14 protein-coding genes are annotated in these 14670 nt (G+C 63.7%); 6 read left to right on the top strand and 8 right to left on the bottom strand.

The window, feature by feature from the left end; translation table 11 throughout:
- Nucleotides 1-116 precede the first annotated feature (116 nt).
- A complete protein-coding gene (locus tag FJ988_RS24750) occupies nucleotides 117-1337 on the bottom strand; it encodes an alanine racemase (protein WP_140820975.1) in 1221 nt (406 codons plus the stop codon).
- 213 nt (nucleotides 1338-1550) lie between these two features.
- Between FJ988_RS24750 and FJ988_RS24755 the strand changes: the two genes are divergently transcribed.
- A complete protein-coding gene (locus FJ988_RS24755; protein ID WP_140820976.1) occupies nucleotides 1551-2471 on the top strand; it encodes a DMT family transporter in 921 nt (306 codons plus the stop codon).
- A 359-nt stretch (nucleotides 2472-2830) separates the two neighbouring features.
- On the opposite strand, the gene metF is transcribed toward FJ988_RS24755, so the two are convergent.
- Both metF and FJ988_RS24765 read right to left on the bottom strand, forming a co-directional pair.
- Nucleotides 2831-3748 carry a methylenetetrahydrofolate reductase [NAD(P)H] gene (gene metF / locus FJ988_RS24760; RefSeq protein WP_140820977.1) on the bottom strand — a complete coding sequence of 306 codons (918 nt, stop codon included), beginning with the start codon at nucleotides 3746-3748 and terminating at the stop codon, nucleotides 2831-2833.
- A complete protein-coding gene (locus tag FJ988_RS24765; RefSeq protein WP_140820978.1) occupies nucleotides 3748-4755 on the bottom strand; it encodes a metalloregulator ArsR/SmtB family transcription factor in 1008 nt (335 codons plus the stop codon). The genes metF and FJ988_RS24765 overlap by 1 nt, the downstream gene beginning before the upstream one ends.
- A gap of 139 nt (nucleotides 4756-4894) precedes the next feature.
- Here FJ988_RS24765 and tsaA point away from each other — a divergent pair, with 139 nt between their 5' ends.
- Complete coding sequence (gene tsaA, locus FJ988_RS24770; protein ID WP_181183661.1) at nucleotides 4895-5401, top strand: tRNA (N6-threonylcarbamoyladenosine(37)-N6)-methyltransferase TrmO; 507 nt, start codon at nucleotides 4895-4897, stop codon at nucleotides 5399-5401.
- The gene (locus FJ988_RS24775) at nucleotides 5398-5712 is read left to right on the top strand and encodes a DUF2293 domain-containing protein (protein ID WP_140820980.1); all 315 of its coding nucleotides are present in this window, start codon (nucleotides 5398-5400) and stop codon (nucleotides 5710-5712) included. The genes tsaA and FJ988_RS24775 overlap by 4 nt, the downstream gene beginning before the upstream one ends.
- Before the next feature lie 25 nt (nucleotides 5713-5737).
- Here FJ988_RS24775 and FJ988_RS24780 read toward each other — a convergent pair whose 3' ends face one another.
- On the bottom strand, nucleotides 5738-6367 hold the full coding sequence (locus tag FJ988_RS24780; RefSeq protein WP_140820981.1) for an MOSC domain-containing protein: 630 nt from the start codon (nucleotides 6365-6367) through the stop codon (nucleotides 5738-5740).
- A 180-nt stretch (nucleotides 6368-6547) separates the two neighbouring features.
- Between FJ988_RS24780 and FJ988_RS24785 the strand changes: the two genes are divergently transcribed.
- On the top strand, nucleotides 6548-7114 hold the full coding sequence (locus tag FJ988_RS24785; protein ID WP_140820982.1) for an isoprenylcysteine carboxylmethyltransferase family protein: 567 nt from the start codon (nucleotides 6548-6550) through the stop codon (nucleotides 7112-7114).
- A gap of 10 nt (nucleotides 7115-7124) precedes the next feature.
- On the opposite strand, the gene FJ988_RS24790 is transcribed toward FJ988_RS24785, so the two are convergent.
- From FJ988_RS24790 to ettA, 3 genes are all read right to left on the bottom strand, one after another.
- A complete protein-coding gene (locus FJ988_RS24790) occupies nucleotides 7125-8246 on the bottom strand; it encodes a beta-ketoacyl-ACP synthase III (protein ID WP_140820983.1) in 1122 nt (373 codons plus the stop codon).
- A 208-nt stretch (nucleotides 8247-8454) separates the two neighbouring features.
- Nucleotides 8455-9222 (bottom strand): trans-aconitate 2-methyltransferase, encoded by a 768-nt coding sequence (gene tam, locus FJ988_RS24795; protein ID WP_140820984.1) that lies wholly within the window; start codon nucleotides 9220-9222, stop codon nucleotides 8455-8457.
- A 35-nt stretch (nucleotides 9223-9257) separates the two neighbouring features.
- On the bottom strand, nucleotides 9258-10907 hold the full coding sequence (ettA, locus tag FJ988_RS24800) for an energy-dependent translational throttle protein EttA (protein ID WP_140820985.1): 1650 nt from the start codon (nucleotides 10905-10907) through the stop codon (nucleotides 9258-9260).
- A 266-nt stretch (nucleotides 10908-11173) separates the two neighbouring features.
- Here ettA and FJ988_RS24805 point away from each other — a divergent pair, with 266 nt between their 5' ends.
- Nucleotides 11174-12451, top strand: a complete 1278-nt coding sequence (locus tag FJ988_RS24805) for a diguanylate cyclase (protein WP_140820986.1) — start codon at nucleotides 11174-11176, stop codon at nucleotides 12449-12451.
- A gap of 9 nt (nucleotides 12452-12460) precedes the next feature.
- Here the strand turns inward: FJ988_RS24805 and FJ988_RS24810 are convergent, their stop codons facing one another.
- A complete protein-coding gene (locus tag FJ988_RS24810; protein ID WP_140820987.1) occupies nucleotides 12461-13465 on the bottom strand; it encodes a ribonuclease T2 family protein in 1005 nt (334 codons plus the stop codon).
- A 217-nt stretch (nucleotides 13466-13682) separates the two neighbouring features.
- On the opposite strand from FJ988_RS24810, the gene FJ988_RS24815 reads away from it, so the two are divergent.
- Nucleotides 13683-14615 carry an alpha/beta fold hydrolase gene (locus tag FJ988_RS24815; RefSeq protein ID WP_140820988.1) on the top strand — a complete coding sequence of 311 codons (933 nt, stop codon included), beginning with the start codon at nucleotides 13683-13685 and terminating at the stop codon, nucleotides 14613-14615.
- Nucleotides 14616-14670 lie beyond the last annotated feature (55 nt).

Consider the following 14670-nt stretch of genomic DNA (forward strand, 5'->3'; position numbering starts at 1 on the left):
CTCAGTGCAATGATCCGAAACAACGAACCTTGGAATCCAAACAGGTTCTGACAAACACAGTTGCTCATCCGTCGCCTGCGGCGACACCTTCTCCCACAAGGGGAGAAGGGAAGAGCTCAATCCGCCATCGTCTCCAGACTCGCGAACCCCTGCGGCGCATCGCCCTCGTCGAACGGCGTCGTCACCTCGACGAAAGTATCGGGATAGAACCCGTTGAAGCGCGTCCTGAGCGACAGCGAGTAAGCGCCGATATGGCCGATCTCGATCCAGTCGCCGGTATCGACCGTTTCCGGCAGCCAGAACGGCCTGGAAAGGATGTCGACGGAATCGCAGGTCGCGCCGCAGACCTTGAACGGCACAATGTTTTTCTCGTCGCCATTGCGTGTGCGGATCGCCGGATCGGGGATGAAGCGGGCCGGCAGCGTGATCTTGCCGGTCCATGAATCCGACAGCGAGGCCCAGATGCCGTCATTGATGTAGAGCCGCTTGCCCTTGCGCAGCAGCACGCGCACGATCAGCGAGAGACACCGCGCCACGATCACGCGGCCGGGCTCGGCGACGAGCGGCATCTGGTCGAACTGGTATTCCTTCAGGTCGCCGGCCAAGCGCGACATCAGCTGGCCGAGCGACGGCATCTCGACCTGCTTGCGGTTGGGATCATGGCCGTATTCGGCTGGAAAGCCGCCGCCGACATCGAGCCCGGCAATGTCGAAGGTCAGGCGGTTGCGCACCCAGTCGGCCGAAGCCAAGGCGCGCTCATAAGTGTCCGGATCCTCGATCTGGCTGCCGACATGGAAGCACAGCCCCACCTTGTAGCCGGTGCGGTTCAGCCGCTCGGCGAGTTCCACGGCATTGGCCGGACCCGCGCCGAATTTTTTCGACAATTCGTAAGCCGCATGGCCCTTGGTCTGGATACGCACGAAGACGGTGACGGCGCCCGGGTCGATATCGAGCGCGCGCACCACGCGCGTAAGCTTGGTGATCTCGTCCTCATGGTCGAGCGAAATCACCCGGATGCCGTATTTCTCGAGCGCCAATTTGATGTCCGACTGCGCCTTGATCGGATGCATGTAGAGCATCTCGGCATCGGACGAGACGGCGCGCACGGCGGCGAATTCGCCGGGCGAAGCGACGTCGAAGGCGCTGACGCCGGCTTCGACCAGCGTCTTCAGCACGATCTGCTCGCCATTGGTCTTCACCGCATAAGCCGTCTTGCCGGGAAACATGCCCATGAACTGGAGCGCATCGGCTTTCAGCACTTGCGGGCGAAAACAATAGACCGGATCGTCCGGGCGAAGCGCCAAGGCCGCCTCGCGGGCATTTTCAAATCGCTGCATGGACGAATCCCTAACCTCAGGCCGTGCACAATTAATCCAAGCTAACGGCTAAAGAAAACAGTTCTGTGTCTCGCCATCGCGCGCCGCCGGCGCAAATCTCCGAGAACGCTAAACCAGCGGTCAGGATTCGGGTGGCCCTTGCCGCCAAACTCGATATCAGTTGGTGAGGTGTTGATGGGACGAGATTGCGCTCTGCCCGGGGAGGAACAGGACATGTCCGTTACGGCAAGCGCCGCGCCGACGCGGGGACCGATGACGCTCCAGGATTGGGCGCAGCTTCTGCTGCTCGGCGCGATCTGGGGCGGATCGTTCTTCTTTGCCCGCGTCGCGGTCTCGGAAATCCATCCGCTGGCGCTGGTGCTGTTTCGCGTCGCCATCGCGGCGGCGGCGCTCCAGCTTTATCTGGCGATCCGCGGCCCGTCCTTTCGCCTGGCTTTCCCGCATGCCGGCCTGTTCTTCCTGCTGGCGCTGACCAACAACGTCGTGCCCTTCTCGTTGATCTTCGCCGGCCAGACCGCGCTCGGCGCCGGCGTCGCCTCGGTGCTCAACGCCACGACGCCGTTCTGGACGCTGGTCCTCGCCAACGCGCTCACCACCGACGAGAAACTTTCCTGGAACAAGCTTGCCGGCATCGGGCTGGGTGTTGCCGGCACAGCGGTGATGATCGGTCCCGGACTGGTCGCAGGTCTCGGCGGACCGGTGTGGGCGAAGTTTGCGCTAATCGGCGCCTCGCTCTCTTACGCCGTGGCGCTGATGATAGCGCGCCGCTTCAAGGGCATCCCCTCGCCGGTTGTCGCCACCGGCCAGCTGACCGCTTCGACCATCATCATGATCCCGGTCGTGCTCATCGCCTATGGCCCGTCCGGGCTCTTCTCCGTCTCGCCGCCCGTTTGGGCGGCGGTGCTTGGCCTGGCGCTGCTGTCCACCGCCTTCGCCTATATCCTCTATTTCAACCTCGTCGCTTCTGCCGGCGCCACCAATGCCTCGCTGGTCACGCTGGTCGTGCCGGTCAGCGCGGTGCTGCTCGGCTTTCTTTTCCTCGGCGAGCGGCTGGCGCTGTTCGAGATCGGCGGCATGACGCTGATCGGGTTAGGCCTCATCACCATCGACGGGCGGCTGTTCGGCAAATGGTAGCGGTGTCATGCCACATCGCCGCCACAATTTATTCACAACGCCGCAGCCGGTTTTTGCCGAAGAGTTTCAACGGCTAACGGCAAATCCCGGGTCGCAAATTCCACAATCATGTCGCATTGCAGCACGTTTTCCGCTTGCCTGTGGCACAAATGACCCTAGACTCCTGCCATAGCTCTGAAGAGGAGGCTATGGCATGGGACTGACGAGGCCGATCAACGCTTTGATGATTTGTGCCGCATTCGCATTTATCGGTGCCCTTATCATAGGCGTTCTTCCCTGACCCGCCAAATCCGGGAAGACCAAGCACCGAGATAGTCCAACAGTTCGAAAAGGCCGGGTTCGACTCGGCCTTTTCCATTTCAGGCCGCTGCCGAGCCCGCAGCCTCTGCTTCATGCGAGCGGATGCCGATCATGTGGCAAATGGCAAACACGAGGTCGGCGCGGTTCATCGTGTAGAAGTGGAAATCGCCGACGCCGCGCTCCACCAGATCGAGCACCTGCTCGGCCGCCACCGCCGAAGCGACCAGCGCATGCGTCTGCGGATCGTTCTCCAACCCTTCGAAGCGCTCTGCCAGCCACGCCGGCACCAGCGCGCCGCAGCGCGAGGAGAAGTTCGCGACCTGGGTGAAATAGTGCACCGGCAGGATGCCCGGCACGATCGGAATGTAGATGCCGGCGCGCCGCGCCCGCTCGACATAGCGCTCGTAGAGATCGTTGTCGAAGAAGAACTGGGTGATGGCGCGCGTCGCTCCATTGTCGACCTTGCGCTTAAGCATGTCGATGTCGGTAGCGAAGTCCGGGCTCTCCGGATGCTTTTCCGGATAGGCCGAAACCGAGATGTCGAAATCGCCGGCGCCCTTCAGCGCGCCGACCAGCTCGGCGCCATTGGCATAGCCGTCAGGATGCGGACGATAGATCGTGCCGACGCCCGCCGCCGGATCGCCGCGCAGCGCGACGAAGCGCTTGACGCCCATGTCGGCGAATTCGCGGATGACCGCATCGACGTGGTCACGCGCCGCGTCGACGCAGGTCATGTGCGCGGCCGGCGTCAGCGTCGTCTCGTTGAGGATGCGCTTGACCGTGCGCGCCGTGCGCTCGCGCGTCGAGCCGCCTGCGCCATAAGTCACCGAGACGAATTTCGGCTTGAGCGGCTCCAGCCTGGTGACGGTGTCCCAGAGCCTTGCCTCCATCTCGTCGGTCTTGGGCGGGAAGAACTCGAACGACACCTTGACCTTGTCGCCAATGTCGGGGCGGCGGGAAAAACGGAACTGGTTCATCAGGCTGTTTCCCTTACCGGAAATGCATCGTTGGACGGATCGGCGATCAGTAGGCGGCGGTCGCGGCCGAGCCAGAGCTTGACGGTCAGCCTAGCCTCGCTGCCGCCGCGCGGCTCGAACTCCTGGCTGTCCTCGAGGTCGAGCCCGGCTTCGGCGAACCATTCCGCCATCTGGCGGTCGGAGAAGCCGAGCCGCATATGCGCATGCTGGTCGCGCAGGAACTCGAGGCTGTGCGGCGCGAAGTCGACGACGATCAGCCGGCCCGATGGCCTGAGCAGCCTCGCCGCCTCGCCAATGGCGCGCGCCGGATCGTCGAGATAGTGCAGCACCTGGTGGATGGTGACGAGGTCGAAGGCGTTGCGCTCGACCGGCGGCGAGAAAATGTCGCCCTGGCGAACCTGCGCATTGGCCACACCCGCCTTGTCGAGATTGGCGCGCGCCACTGTCAGCATCTCGCGTGACATGTCGATGCCGACGCCGCGGCGATAGAGCGGCGCGAAGATTTCCAGCAGCCGGCCCGTGCCGGTGCCGAGGTCGAGCATCGACTGGAAGGGACGCTTGCCGACCAGCTTGAGCAGCGCTGCTTCCACTGCCCGGTCCGGCACATGCAGGGAGCGAATATGATCCCAACTCGCCGCATTCTCGGAGAAATATTCGGCGGCGCGGTCCTGCCGCTTGCGTTTGACCGAAGCCAGCCTTTCGAGATCCCGCACAACCTGCGGATCGGCCTCGCGGACGTTCGAGACCAGGCGCTGCACGAACTCGCGCGAATTATCGGTATCGGTCAGCCGGAAGAAGGCCCAGGAGCCCTCTTGGTAGCGGCCGATCAGCCCGGCATCGAGCAAAAGCTTCAGGTGGCGCGAAACGCGCGGCTGCGACTGTCCGAGAATCTCGGTGAGGTCGGAGACGGTAAGATCGCCGCGCGACAACAGCACCAGGATGCGCAGCCGGCTGGATTCGGCCGCCGCCTTCAATGTATCTACCATTGTGTCGAGCGAGACGTGCATGAGCAGGCTTTCGTTGAAAGATATAAAGATATGTTTATGTCGATTTTGAAACCGTGGCAAGCGCTATGTCGCTTCCGGACAAGAAAATGCCGCAGCCATGCTCCGCGTCCGGCGGACGGCCTGTGAATTGAGCGGGACGATGTTCGAAAAGCGTGACGGCGAACAACTTCTGGAAACCGACCCGGCCGATATGGCGCCGGACGGGCATGTCGTCTTCATCGGCCGCATCGTCTCACCCTGGACGAGCCGCGAGGATTGCCCGAAGAACATGCGCCAGGCCCGCGAGACCGGGCGCAAGGCCACGGTTCTGATCGACGCGCCCTATCGGCCAGGCCTGCAGAACCTCGAACGCGCCAGCCACGTCGTGGTCCTGTCCTGGCTGCATCACGCGCCGCGGACTCTGATTGTGCAGAAACCGCGCCATGCGGCTGAACCCAAAGGCGTTTTCTCGCTGCGCTCCCCTGCCCGGCCCAACCCCATCGGCCTCCATGTCGCGAAGCTCATCCAGGTCGATATCGAGGCCGGGCGCATCGAGATCGACGCCATCGATGTGCTCGACGGCACGCCGGTCATCGACATCAAGCCCTATTACGCCTCGACCGATGCCTTCCCCGAAGCGACCATCGCGGGGCGGGACGAAAAATGAGCGCGCCCACCGGACGACGCCGCGCCATCGCCAAGGCGCTGACCGCGCTGCTGCCGCTCGCGCCCTACGCCGACATGGAAAAGATCCGTGCCGACGCAGGCTCCGTGCATATGAAGACCTTGCCGCCGACCATCGCCGTCTGGCTGGCCACCATCGCCCATGTCCGCCATGCCCACACCGATTACGAGAAACTGCTTGCCGAAGGCTATGACCGCGACTCGGCGCGCTTCTTCGTCATCAACCAGACCAACGACGTGCTGACTCGATGGCGCGCGACACGGCTGCTCGAGGAAGACGACGAGGACGAATGAGGCCAAGCGGCGTTGGCCTCTCCCTTCAGGCCCTGTAAATCCACTGCTCCGGCACGCGCACCGAAATCTCCTCCCCTGCCCGCACGATGCCGGGCTTCTCGACCCAGGCGACAAGGCCGCGCAGACGCTTGGCCACTTTCGGGAACAGCAGCGCCGTGGCATCGCGATCGGCCGCGCGGACGTGCTCGGCGATCGATTGGCCGGCGATGCGGCACGGCTTGTTCTGGCCGTCGATCTTGAGCGTCACACCGCCCTTGAAGAACAGCAGCGAGCCGGCTGGCAGCATTGAAAGATGCGGCACGCCCTCGACCAGCAGATTGGCGCCGATCCATTCCGGCTTGATCTCATCGAGACCCATAAGTGCGGCGACGGTGGCAAGCTCATCGGCCGCCACCAGCGACAGTTGCCGCTCGTTGCGCATTTCGGTGCCGCGCGGATACCAGGGCTCGCGCCCGCCCGAGCGGCGCGTCGCGCCGGCATGGAAATCGCCTGGGATGCCGTCGAAGCTAAGATGCAATTCCTCGACCGGGCCCGTCTCGAAACGATCGAACGGCGCGGCATAGAGCGCCGCGACCCTGGCCGTCAGCTTGCGGCCGGGCTCGACATCGATTGCCGGCGACGCCGTCGGGAAAAGCTCGAGGTTCGTTTCCTGCATAGGGTTGGTCTAAAGACCTCGCGGATTGCGGTCCAGTCGAAAGCGCTGATGATCCGATCACGCCGCTTGATGGCGATCACGATCTTCTTACCGCAAAGCCCTTTCGCCGATCGCCGCGCGCCGCAATGCTGACGCGCCGTCCACATAAACGATCACGCGCAATCGGGAAGGTTCGGTTTCATGCAGGTTGGACACGCTGTCGCCGCGCTATGGCTGTTCTGGCTGGTATCCTGGCTGCTTGCAGCATCATGGGCCGATCCGGCGCAAAAGCGCGCGGATCTCAGGTCGGAGATCCGCTATCGCATTCTCTGGCTGGCCGGCACCGCGATGCTGTTCGTGCCGGCGCATGACTATGTCGGCCGCATGCGGCTCTGGATGCCGACGCGGACCGAAGCCTGGATCTGCGTTGCCCTGATCGCCGCCGGCATCGCGTTTGCCTGGTGGGCGCGCCTGCATCTCGGCCGGCTGTGGTCGGCCAATGTGACGGCCAAAGCCGATCATCACGTCGTCGATACTGGCCCTTACGGACTGGTCCGCCACCCGATCTACACTGAGCTGCTGCTCTCGGTCCTCGCCACGGCGGCCGTCAAAGGCACGATATGGGGCATTGCGGGCGCAGCACTGCTGCTTATCGGCATCGTCGTCAAGGCGAAGCTGGAGGAAAGCTTTCTGCGCGGCGAACTCGGCCCGGCCTATGACGACTATGCCAGGCGCGTGCCGATGCTGGTGCCCTTCGCCCCGGCCTGAAACCGCATTCTCAAAGCATGCGAAGCAGCGCGCCGCCGATCGAATAGCCGGCGCCAAAGGCGCAGATCAGCCCGAAATCGCCGGCCTTCATGTCGGCATGGTTTTCCGACAGCGCAACGATCGCGCCGGCACCGGCGGTGTTGCCGAGCCGCTCCAGCACCATCGGCGCGCGGTCGTGGTCGACGTCGTGGCCGAAGGACAGTTTCAGGATCATCGCGTTCATGCGCGCATTGGCCTGGTGCAGCCAGAAGCGGCGAATCGCCTGCGGCGTCAGCCCATGCTCGGCCAGGAACTCGACGATGAATTTCTGGCCGGCGACGGTGACTTCCTTGAACACCTTGTTGCCAACCTGCTTGATCAGATTGCCCTCGAGCTTGATCATATAAGGGTCGTCCTGGGCGGTGCGGGTGTGATAGCCCAGATTGGTGCGGATGTTGTTCGACATCTGCGTCCAGATGCGGGTGTCGAGCACCTCGAAGCGCCCCGGCCTTTTGTCGCCCTGGGCGAGCCCCTCCACCACCATCGACACCGAGGCGTCGCCGAAGATGAAATGCGTCTGCCGGTCGCGGAAATTGAGATGGCCGGTGATGATTTCGGGCGTCGTCACCAGGATGCGCTTATGCGCGCCCGACCGCACCAGATTGACGGCCATGTGCAGCGCCGCCGCGGCCGAAGAACAGCCGAGCCCCATGTCGAAGCCGGCACCTTTGGTGCCGAGCGCTTCCTGCATCTCGATGGCGATCGCCGGATAAGGCCGCTGGTGGTGCGAAGCCGAGCAGATGATAAGGTCGATCTCGGACGGGTCCAATCCGGCATGGTCGAGCGCCTTCTTGGCGGAAGCGACGCCGAACTCGGCTTCGAGCGACAGCGCATCGTCCGGCCGCGCCGGAATGCGCGGCGTCATGCGGGTCGGATCAAGGATGCCTTCGCGCTCGATGACGTGTCGGCTCTTCACACCCGAAGCATGCACGATGAAGTCGGCGGCGGACTTCTGCAGCGGCGCCTCGCTGGTATCGGCGCGGCGCGCATTCTCGGCGTCGACCCAGCTGTTGAAGCTTTCGACCAACTCTTCATTGGTGATGACGGGTTGAGGGATTTCGGCGCCGATGCCGCTGATGATGACGCGATGCATGTCCAATCCGTCTACAGCAATTCCAGGAAAAGAGGGACCCGGCTTTCCGTCCGGAATTGCGTTGGAACCAATAGCCCGGGCGTAACGGGCTCTGATGTGGGCGCATAAGCGACCCGGCGCAACCCATGTCGCATATGACCGGTTTATGCCAGCTTAAATCGACAACCCTCGCTGGCATCGCGGCGAAAAGCACATCGCCGGAATTTGCTCAGGCCCGCTTGGCGATGATGAAGATGCGCGGAAAGCGTATGAGCACCTTGCCGTTCGCGGTCTTCGGATAGGCCTTGGCGATCTTGGCCGTATAGAGGTTGAGGAACTGCTTCTTCTCGTCAGCGTCGAGCGGGTCGATGAACGGCTTCAGGCCGGTCGCCTTGACCCATTCGACGATCGCCTCGGCGTCGGCAAGCGGATGGTTGTAGGCCGTGTGCCAGATGTCGAGCCGGTCGGCGAGCGGCGACAACAGATCGTAGTAGAACGACACCGGGGGCAGCGGCCCGCGCGCCGCCCCTTTGAGCTTGGCCGCGAACGGCACTTCCGCCGCGGTCTCGCGCATCAACTGATGCGACGGCTCGCCGAGATTGTCGGGCATCTGGATCGCAAGCGCGCCGCCGGGCGCAAGAAATCCCATCAGGCGCTGGAACACCGCCGGATGCTCCGGCAGCCACTGGAAGACGGCGTTGGCGAAGATGACGTCGACCGGCTGCTCCGGCTGCCACTTGGCGGCGTCGGCGAGCGCGAAATTGACATTGGGCAGCCGCGCCCTCGCCTTCTCGATCATGTCGGGCGAGGTGTCGAAGCCGCTGACCTCGGCGTCCGGCCAGCGCTCGACCAGCAACTCCGTCGAATTGCCGGGGCCGCAGCCGATATCGACAACGCGGCGCGGAAAATCGACCGGCACCTGTTGGACGAGATCGCGCGCGGGCCGCGTGCGCTCGTCCTCGAATTTCAGATATTGGGCGGCGGACCAGTCAGCCATTTTGTCACCTCACTATGCCCGCCGCCGCTTAGATATTACCGCGTCAGCCGCTTGTGCGTCATGCGGTGCGGCGCCGCCGCTTCGGCGCCGAGGCGCCGCAGCTTGTCCTTCTCATATTCCTCGAAATTGCCTTCGAACCACTCGACATGCGCGTCGCCCTCGAAGGCGAGCATGTGGGTGGCCATGCGGTCGAGGAACATGCGGTCGTGGCTGATGATCACGGCGCAACCGGCATAGGCTTCGAGCGCGTCTTCAAGTGCTGCCAGCGTTTCGGTGTCGAGGTCGTTGGTCGGTTCGTCGAGCAGCAGGACGTTGCCGCCGCCTTTGAGCATCTTGGCCAGATGCACGCGGTTGCGCTGGCCGCCCGAGAGGTTGCCGACCTTCTGCTGCTGGTCGCCGCCGCGGAAGTTGAAGGACGAGCAGTAAGCGCGGCTGTTGACCTCGTGCTTGCCGAGCTTGATGACTTCGGCGCCGCCGGAGATCTCTTCCCAGACCGTCTTGTTCGGATCGAGCGCGTCGCGGCTCTGGTCGACATAGCCAAGCTTGACCGTCTCGCCGATGCGGATCGAGCCGGAATCCGGCTTTTCCTGGCCGGTGAAGGTCTTGAACAGCGTCGTCTTGCCGGCGCCGTTCGGGCCGATGACGCCGACGATGCCGCCCGGCGGCAGCCGGAACGACAGGTTCTCGATCAGGAGCTCGTCGGCAAAGCCCTTGTTGAGGCCCTCGACCTCGATGACGACATTGCCGAGGCGCTCGCTCGCCGGGATGACGATCTGCGTGTCGGTCGGCTTGCGGTTCTGCGACTGCTCGACCAGTTCCTCATAGGCCTTGATGCGCGCCTTCGACTTGGTCTGGCGCGCCTTCGGCGAGGACTGGATCCATTCGCGCTCGCGCCAGATCGACTTCTGGCGCGCATCGTCCTCGCGGCCTTCCTGGATCAGGCGCTTGGCCTTGGCATCGAGATATTTGGTGTAGTTGCCCTCATAGGGAATGCCGCGGCCGCGATCGAGCTCGAGGATCCAACCGGTGACGTTGTCGAGGAAATAGCGGTCGTGGGTGATGATCAGCACCGAGCCCGGATAGTCGCGCAGGTGCTTTTCCAGCCATGCCGTGGTCTCGGCGTCGAGATGGTTGGTCGGTTCGTCGAGCAGCAACAGGTCGGGCTGTTCGAGCAGCAGCCGGCAGAGCGCCACGCGGCGGCGCTCGCCGCCCGACAGGTTGGTCACTTCGGACTCCGGCGGCGGGCACTGCAGCGCGTCCATCGCCATCTCGACCTGCTGCTCGAGGTCCCAAAGGTTGAGCCGGTCCATCTCGTCCTGGAGCTTGGCCGACTCGTCGGCCGTCTCGTCGGAATAGTTCATCATCAGCTCGTTGTAGCGCTCGATGATGGCGGTCTTCCGGGCAACGCCGTCCATGACGTTTTCACGCACGGTCTTGGAATTGTCGAGCTGCGGCTCCTGCGCCAGGTAGCCGACGGTGGCGCCCTCGGCCAGCCACGCCTCGCCCTGGAACTCCTTGTCGAGCCCGGCCATGATGCGCAGGATCGTCGACTTGCCCGAGCCGTTGGGGCCGAGAATGCCGATCTTGGCGTCCGGATAAAAGGACAGGTGAACGTTATCGAGCACCTTCTTGGTGCCATAGGCCTTGGACAGGCCGGACATGTGATAGATGAACTGGCGAGCCACGCGCGCTTTCCCTGGAAACTGAAGTGTCGGGTTGGATGGGGGTTGCGCGCTATGTAGGCGATGAAGCGGCGAACGGCAATCGCTTTCGGTGCACAGGGCGCCGATCCGTGCGCATTCGCCCATTTTGCGCCCACTCGGTTTGTCAGCAGCTTTTCGCCGCCTCCCGCATTGTACGAAAGAAGCGGTTAACCATTGGCCTGCAAAACGATGTAGGTTGGGGAATCGCAGGGCGGACCGCGATTTCGGGGAAAGATCGGAACGACGACGTGCTGAACGGTGCCCTGCTCCTTGCCGAAGCGGTTCTGTACTTCGGCGCCATGGTGACACTCTTCCGCTTCAGGCGTCGGATCGGCCTTGGCGTGTTCATCTGCGCGCTCGGCGTCATGCATTTCCTCGAGACCTATCTCGCCAGCGTCTTCTATGTCGCGCTGCCTTTCGGCATGGTCTCGCCGGGCTCGGCCGTGCTTTTCTCCGGCAAGCTGGTGATGATCCTCCTGCTCTACATGAAGGAAGATGCGGCGACCGTGCGCCAGCCGATCTACGGCCTGCTGCTCGGCAATGCGCTGATGATCGGCCTGGTGCTGATCCTTCGCCTGCATGCCATCGCGCCGCTTCCCAACGGCAAGGTTCCCGATATCGGCTTCATCGATCAGATGGGCTGGCTGATGGTCTGGGGCACCACGCTCCTGTTCATCGACGCCATCCTGATCATCCTGCTCTACGAAAAGCTCGGCGCCTATCTGCGTCAGCAGCCGTTTTTACGCATCCTGGCCTCGGTCGCTTGCGTGCTGACCTTCGACCAGGCCGGCTTCTTCACCGCGCTGCATTTTGTCGCCGGCGCGCCGATCGAAGTCTTCTTCGGCGGCTGGTTCGCCAAGATGGCGGCAGCGCTCGCCTACAGCGGCATGCTCGTCGCCTATCTCAAATGGATCGAGGACAACGACATCGCCGTGCCGCGCGGCCTATCCGATATTTTCGACACCCTCACCTATCGCGAGCGCTACGAAGCGCTGATCAAATATGTCGGCCGCGACGGCCTGACCGGGCTCTTGCATCGCGGCAGTTTCGACGCCGACGGCGAATCCGCCGTCGCCGCCGCCATCCGGACCGGCAAGCCGCTCAGCCTGCTCATCGTCGATGTCGACCATTTCAAGTCGATCAACGACCGTTTCGGCCACGCCGAAGGCGACAAGGTGCTGAAGTCGATGGCCGCGATGCTCGCCGAGACCGTCGGCGGCAACGACCAGGTGTTCCGCATCGGCGGCGAGGAATTCGCCGTGTTCACCCAGCAGTCGCACGGACCGGCCAGGCTGCTCGGCGAAACCATCAGGAACGCGGCCAAGACTTCGGCGCATACCAGCCGCTTCAACATCACGGTGAGCGTCGGCATCTCCACCGTCAGCGAGACGACGCGGTCCTTGGCCGACATTTTCGCCCTGGCCGACCAGCGCCTCTACAAGGCCAAGCTCAGCGGCCGCGACCGCGTCGTCGGCGAGCCGGGCAGCGAGGCGATCATCCTTCAAGCGGCGCCCAGAATCGCCTAGCGCACCAGCCTACTGGAAGCCGATCGCGTCGACCGTGCCCTTCGGACAGCCGGCTTTGGCCGTTGGCGCCGAGGCCAACATCAAATCGCCGAGCTTGCTGTCCGAAGCGATCGGACCGGAAAGACCGAGCGTCAATTCGCCGATCAGCCGGCGCCCGCTCGACGGATCGACCAGGCAGGAGACGCGCACCCGGTCGCCGGCGCCGGCGCCGAAGGCCTTGTCGAATGCGCTGCGGATCTGCTCCGAGGTCAGCTGCTTGCCGACATTCTGGTTGAACAGGTCGCGCACCGGCGAGGCGTTCACCGCCCGCATCAGGTTGAGCGCGTCGGCGAAATAGTCCTGCTGGTTCTTGCCGTAGCAGGTGCCGTGCTTGATCCATTCGTGGCGCTCGAGTTTTGAAGCCGTGCCCGGCATCACCTGGTCGAGCTCGGCGCGGGTTTTGGCGTCGAGATCGACCGCCGGCAGATCGCCCCAATGCGCCGGATTGTCATTGGCCTTGTCGCTTGCCGAGACCTGGCAATAGAAATTGCCGTTCGGCTGCGGCCACAGCCCATGCAAGGTAAAATGCGTGGCGTCGAACTCGCCGGGGTTCTGCGCCTTGCATTCCGGCTTGCTGGCCTTGGTCTCGCAGAAGGCCGGCTGCCAGCTCAGCGCGAAGACATATTCCGGCTTGCCGGAGGCCGACTTCGATGGCTTGCCCTGATCGGCCGGCGTGGTCGCGGCGTTGCCGCCTGTAACATGGCCGCATGTGATCGCCACCCAGCGCCGCTCCGGATCGGCGCCCGGCACCTGGATGAGATAGTGGGTGGGCTGGTCCTTGTTGCCGGAAAGCAGCTGATAGCTCTTGCCCGCTTCGGTCGAGACGTTGCCCGGGTTCTTGCCGCTCTTGATGGCCTGCGTCGCCGGACAGGCGCCGTCGGCCACGAAGGTTCCGCTCATCTTGACGTCGGCCTGCGCCACGCTTGCGCCGGCCAAGGCCAGAAACATCGAACCCCACAATGTCCAGACCCGCATTCCGTCCCTCCCGGCGATCGTTTGAACCGTATTGGATTCATCACACTAGAACAGTGGACGTGTCAGAATTGCGATCTTTTTCACGCCGCCAGGCAAACTATCCCCAGCAACCATTGCCGGTTCGCGGGGTTTGCCGGCATTCAACCCACCTGCGCGCTCGGCGCACTCTCTTGACGCTGGCCAAACGCTCGCCCAACAGTCGCCGAAGGAGCGAGACATGCCATTCGACAAGCAGACGAGACTGGCCTCACCGACCGGGGCCGAGCTCAACCTCTATGTGAAACACGCAAAGGCGAGCCCGCGCGCCGTGATCCAGATCAATCACGGACTGGCCGAGCATGCGGCGCGCTATGCCCGCTTTGCCGATTACCTGGCGCCGCGCGGCTTTCACGTCTACGCCCAAGACCATCGCGGCCACGGCGCGACCAAGGCGCCCGATGCGCCGCTCGGCAAGTTTGCCGATGCCGACGGCGTCGGCAAGGTGATCGCCGATGTCGGCGCGGTGCATGACCTGATCGCCGCCGAGCACCCAGGCTTGCCGGTGATCGTTTTCGGGCACTCGCTCGGCGCCTCGATCGCGCTGAACTTCGTGCTGCGCCATTCCGGGCGCGTCCATGCCGCCGCGATCTGGAATGGCAATTTCTCGCAAGGCCTCCTCGGTCAACTGGCGCTGGCCATCCTCGGCTGGGAACGGATGCGGCTTGGCTCCGACGTGCCGTCACGCTTGTTGCCCAAGCTAACCTTCCAGGCCTGGGGCAAGGCGGTGCCCAACCACCGCACCCTGTTCGACTGGCTGTCACGCGACCCGGCCGAGGTCGACAAATATGTCGCCGACCCGCTCTGCGGCTGGGATGCGTCGGTCTCGATGTGGCGCGATGTCGTCAACATGGCGCAGCATGCCGGCAAGGATTCGAGCTTCGCCGGCGTTCGCCGCGACCTGCCCATCAACCTCATCGGCGGCGACAAGGACCCGGCCTCGGATTACGGCAAGGCGGTCCACCATCTCGCCAGACGCATGCGGGCGATGGGGTTTTCGAATCTTGTTTCAAAGGTTTACGCCGAGACCCGCCACGAAAGCCTCAACGAGATCAACCGCGACGCCGTCACGAGCGATTTCGCCGCCTGGGCCGACAGCTTGCTGAAGTCGTGACCGGCGTGGCCTATCGCATGGGTCGTGACACGGCCGCCCCCTGTTGCTAGAGGCT

Source organism: Mesorhizobium sp. CU3 (assembly GCF_006442965.1).
In the GTDB taxonomy this organism is placed as follows: Bacteria; Pseudomonadota; Alphaproteobacteria; order Rhizobiales; family Rhizobiaceae; genus Mesorhizobium.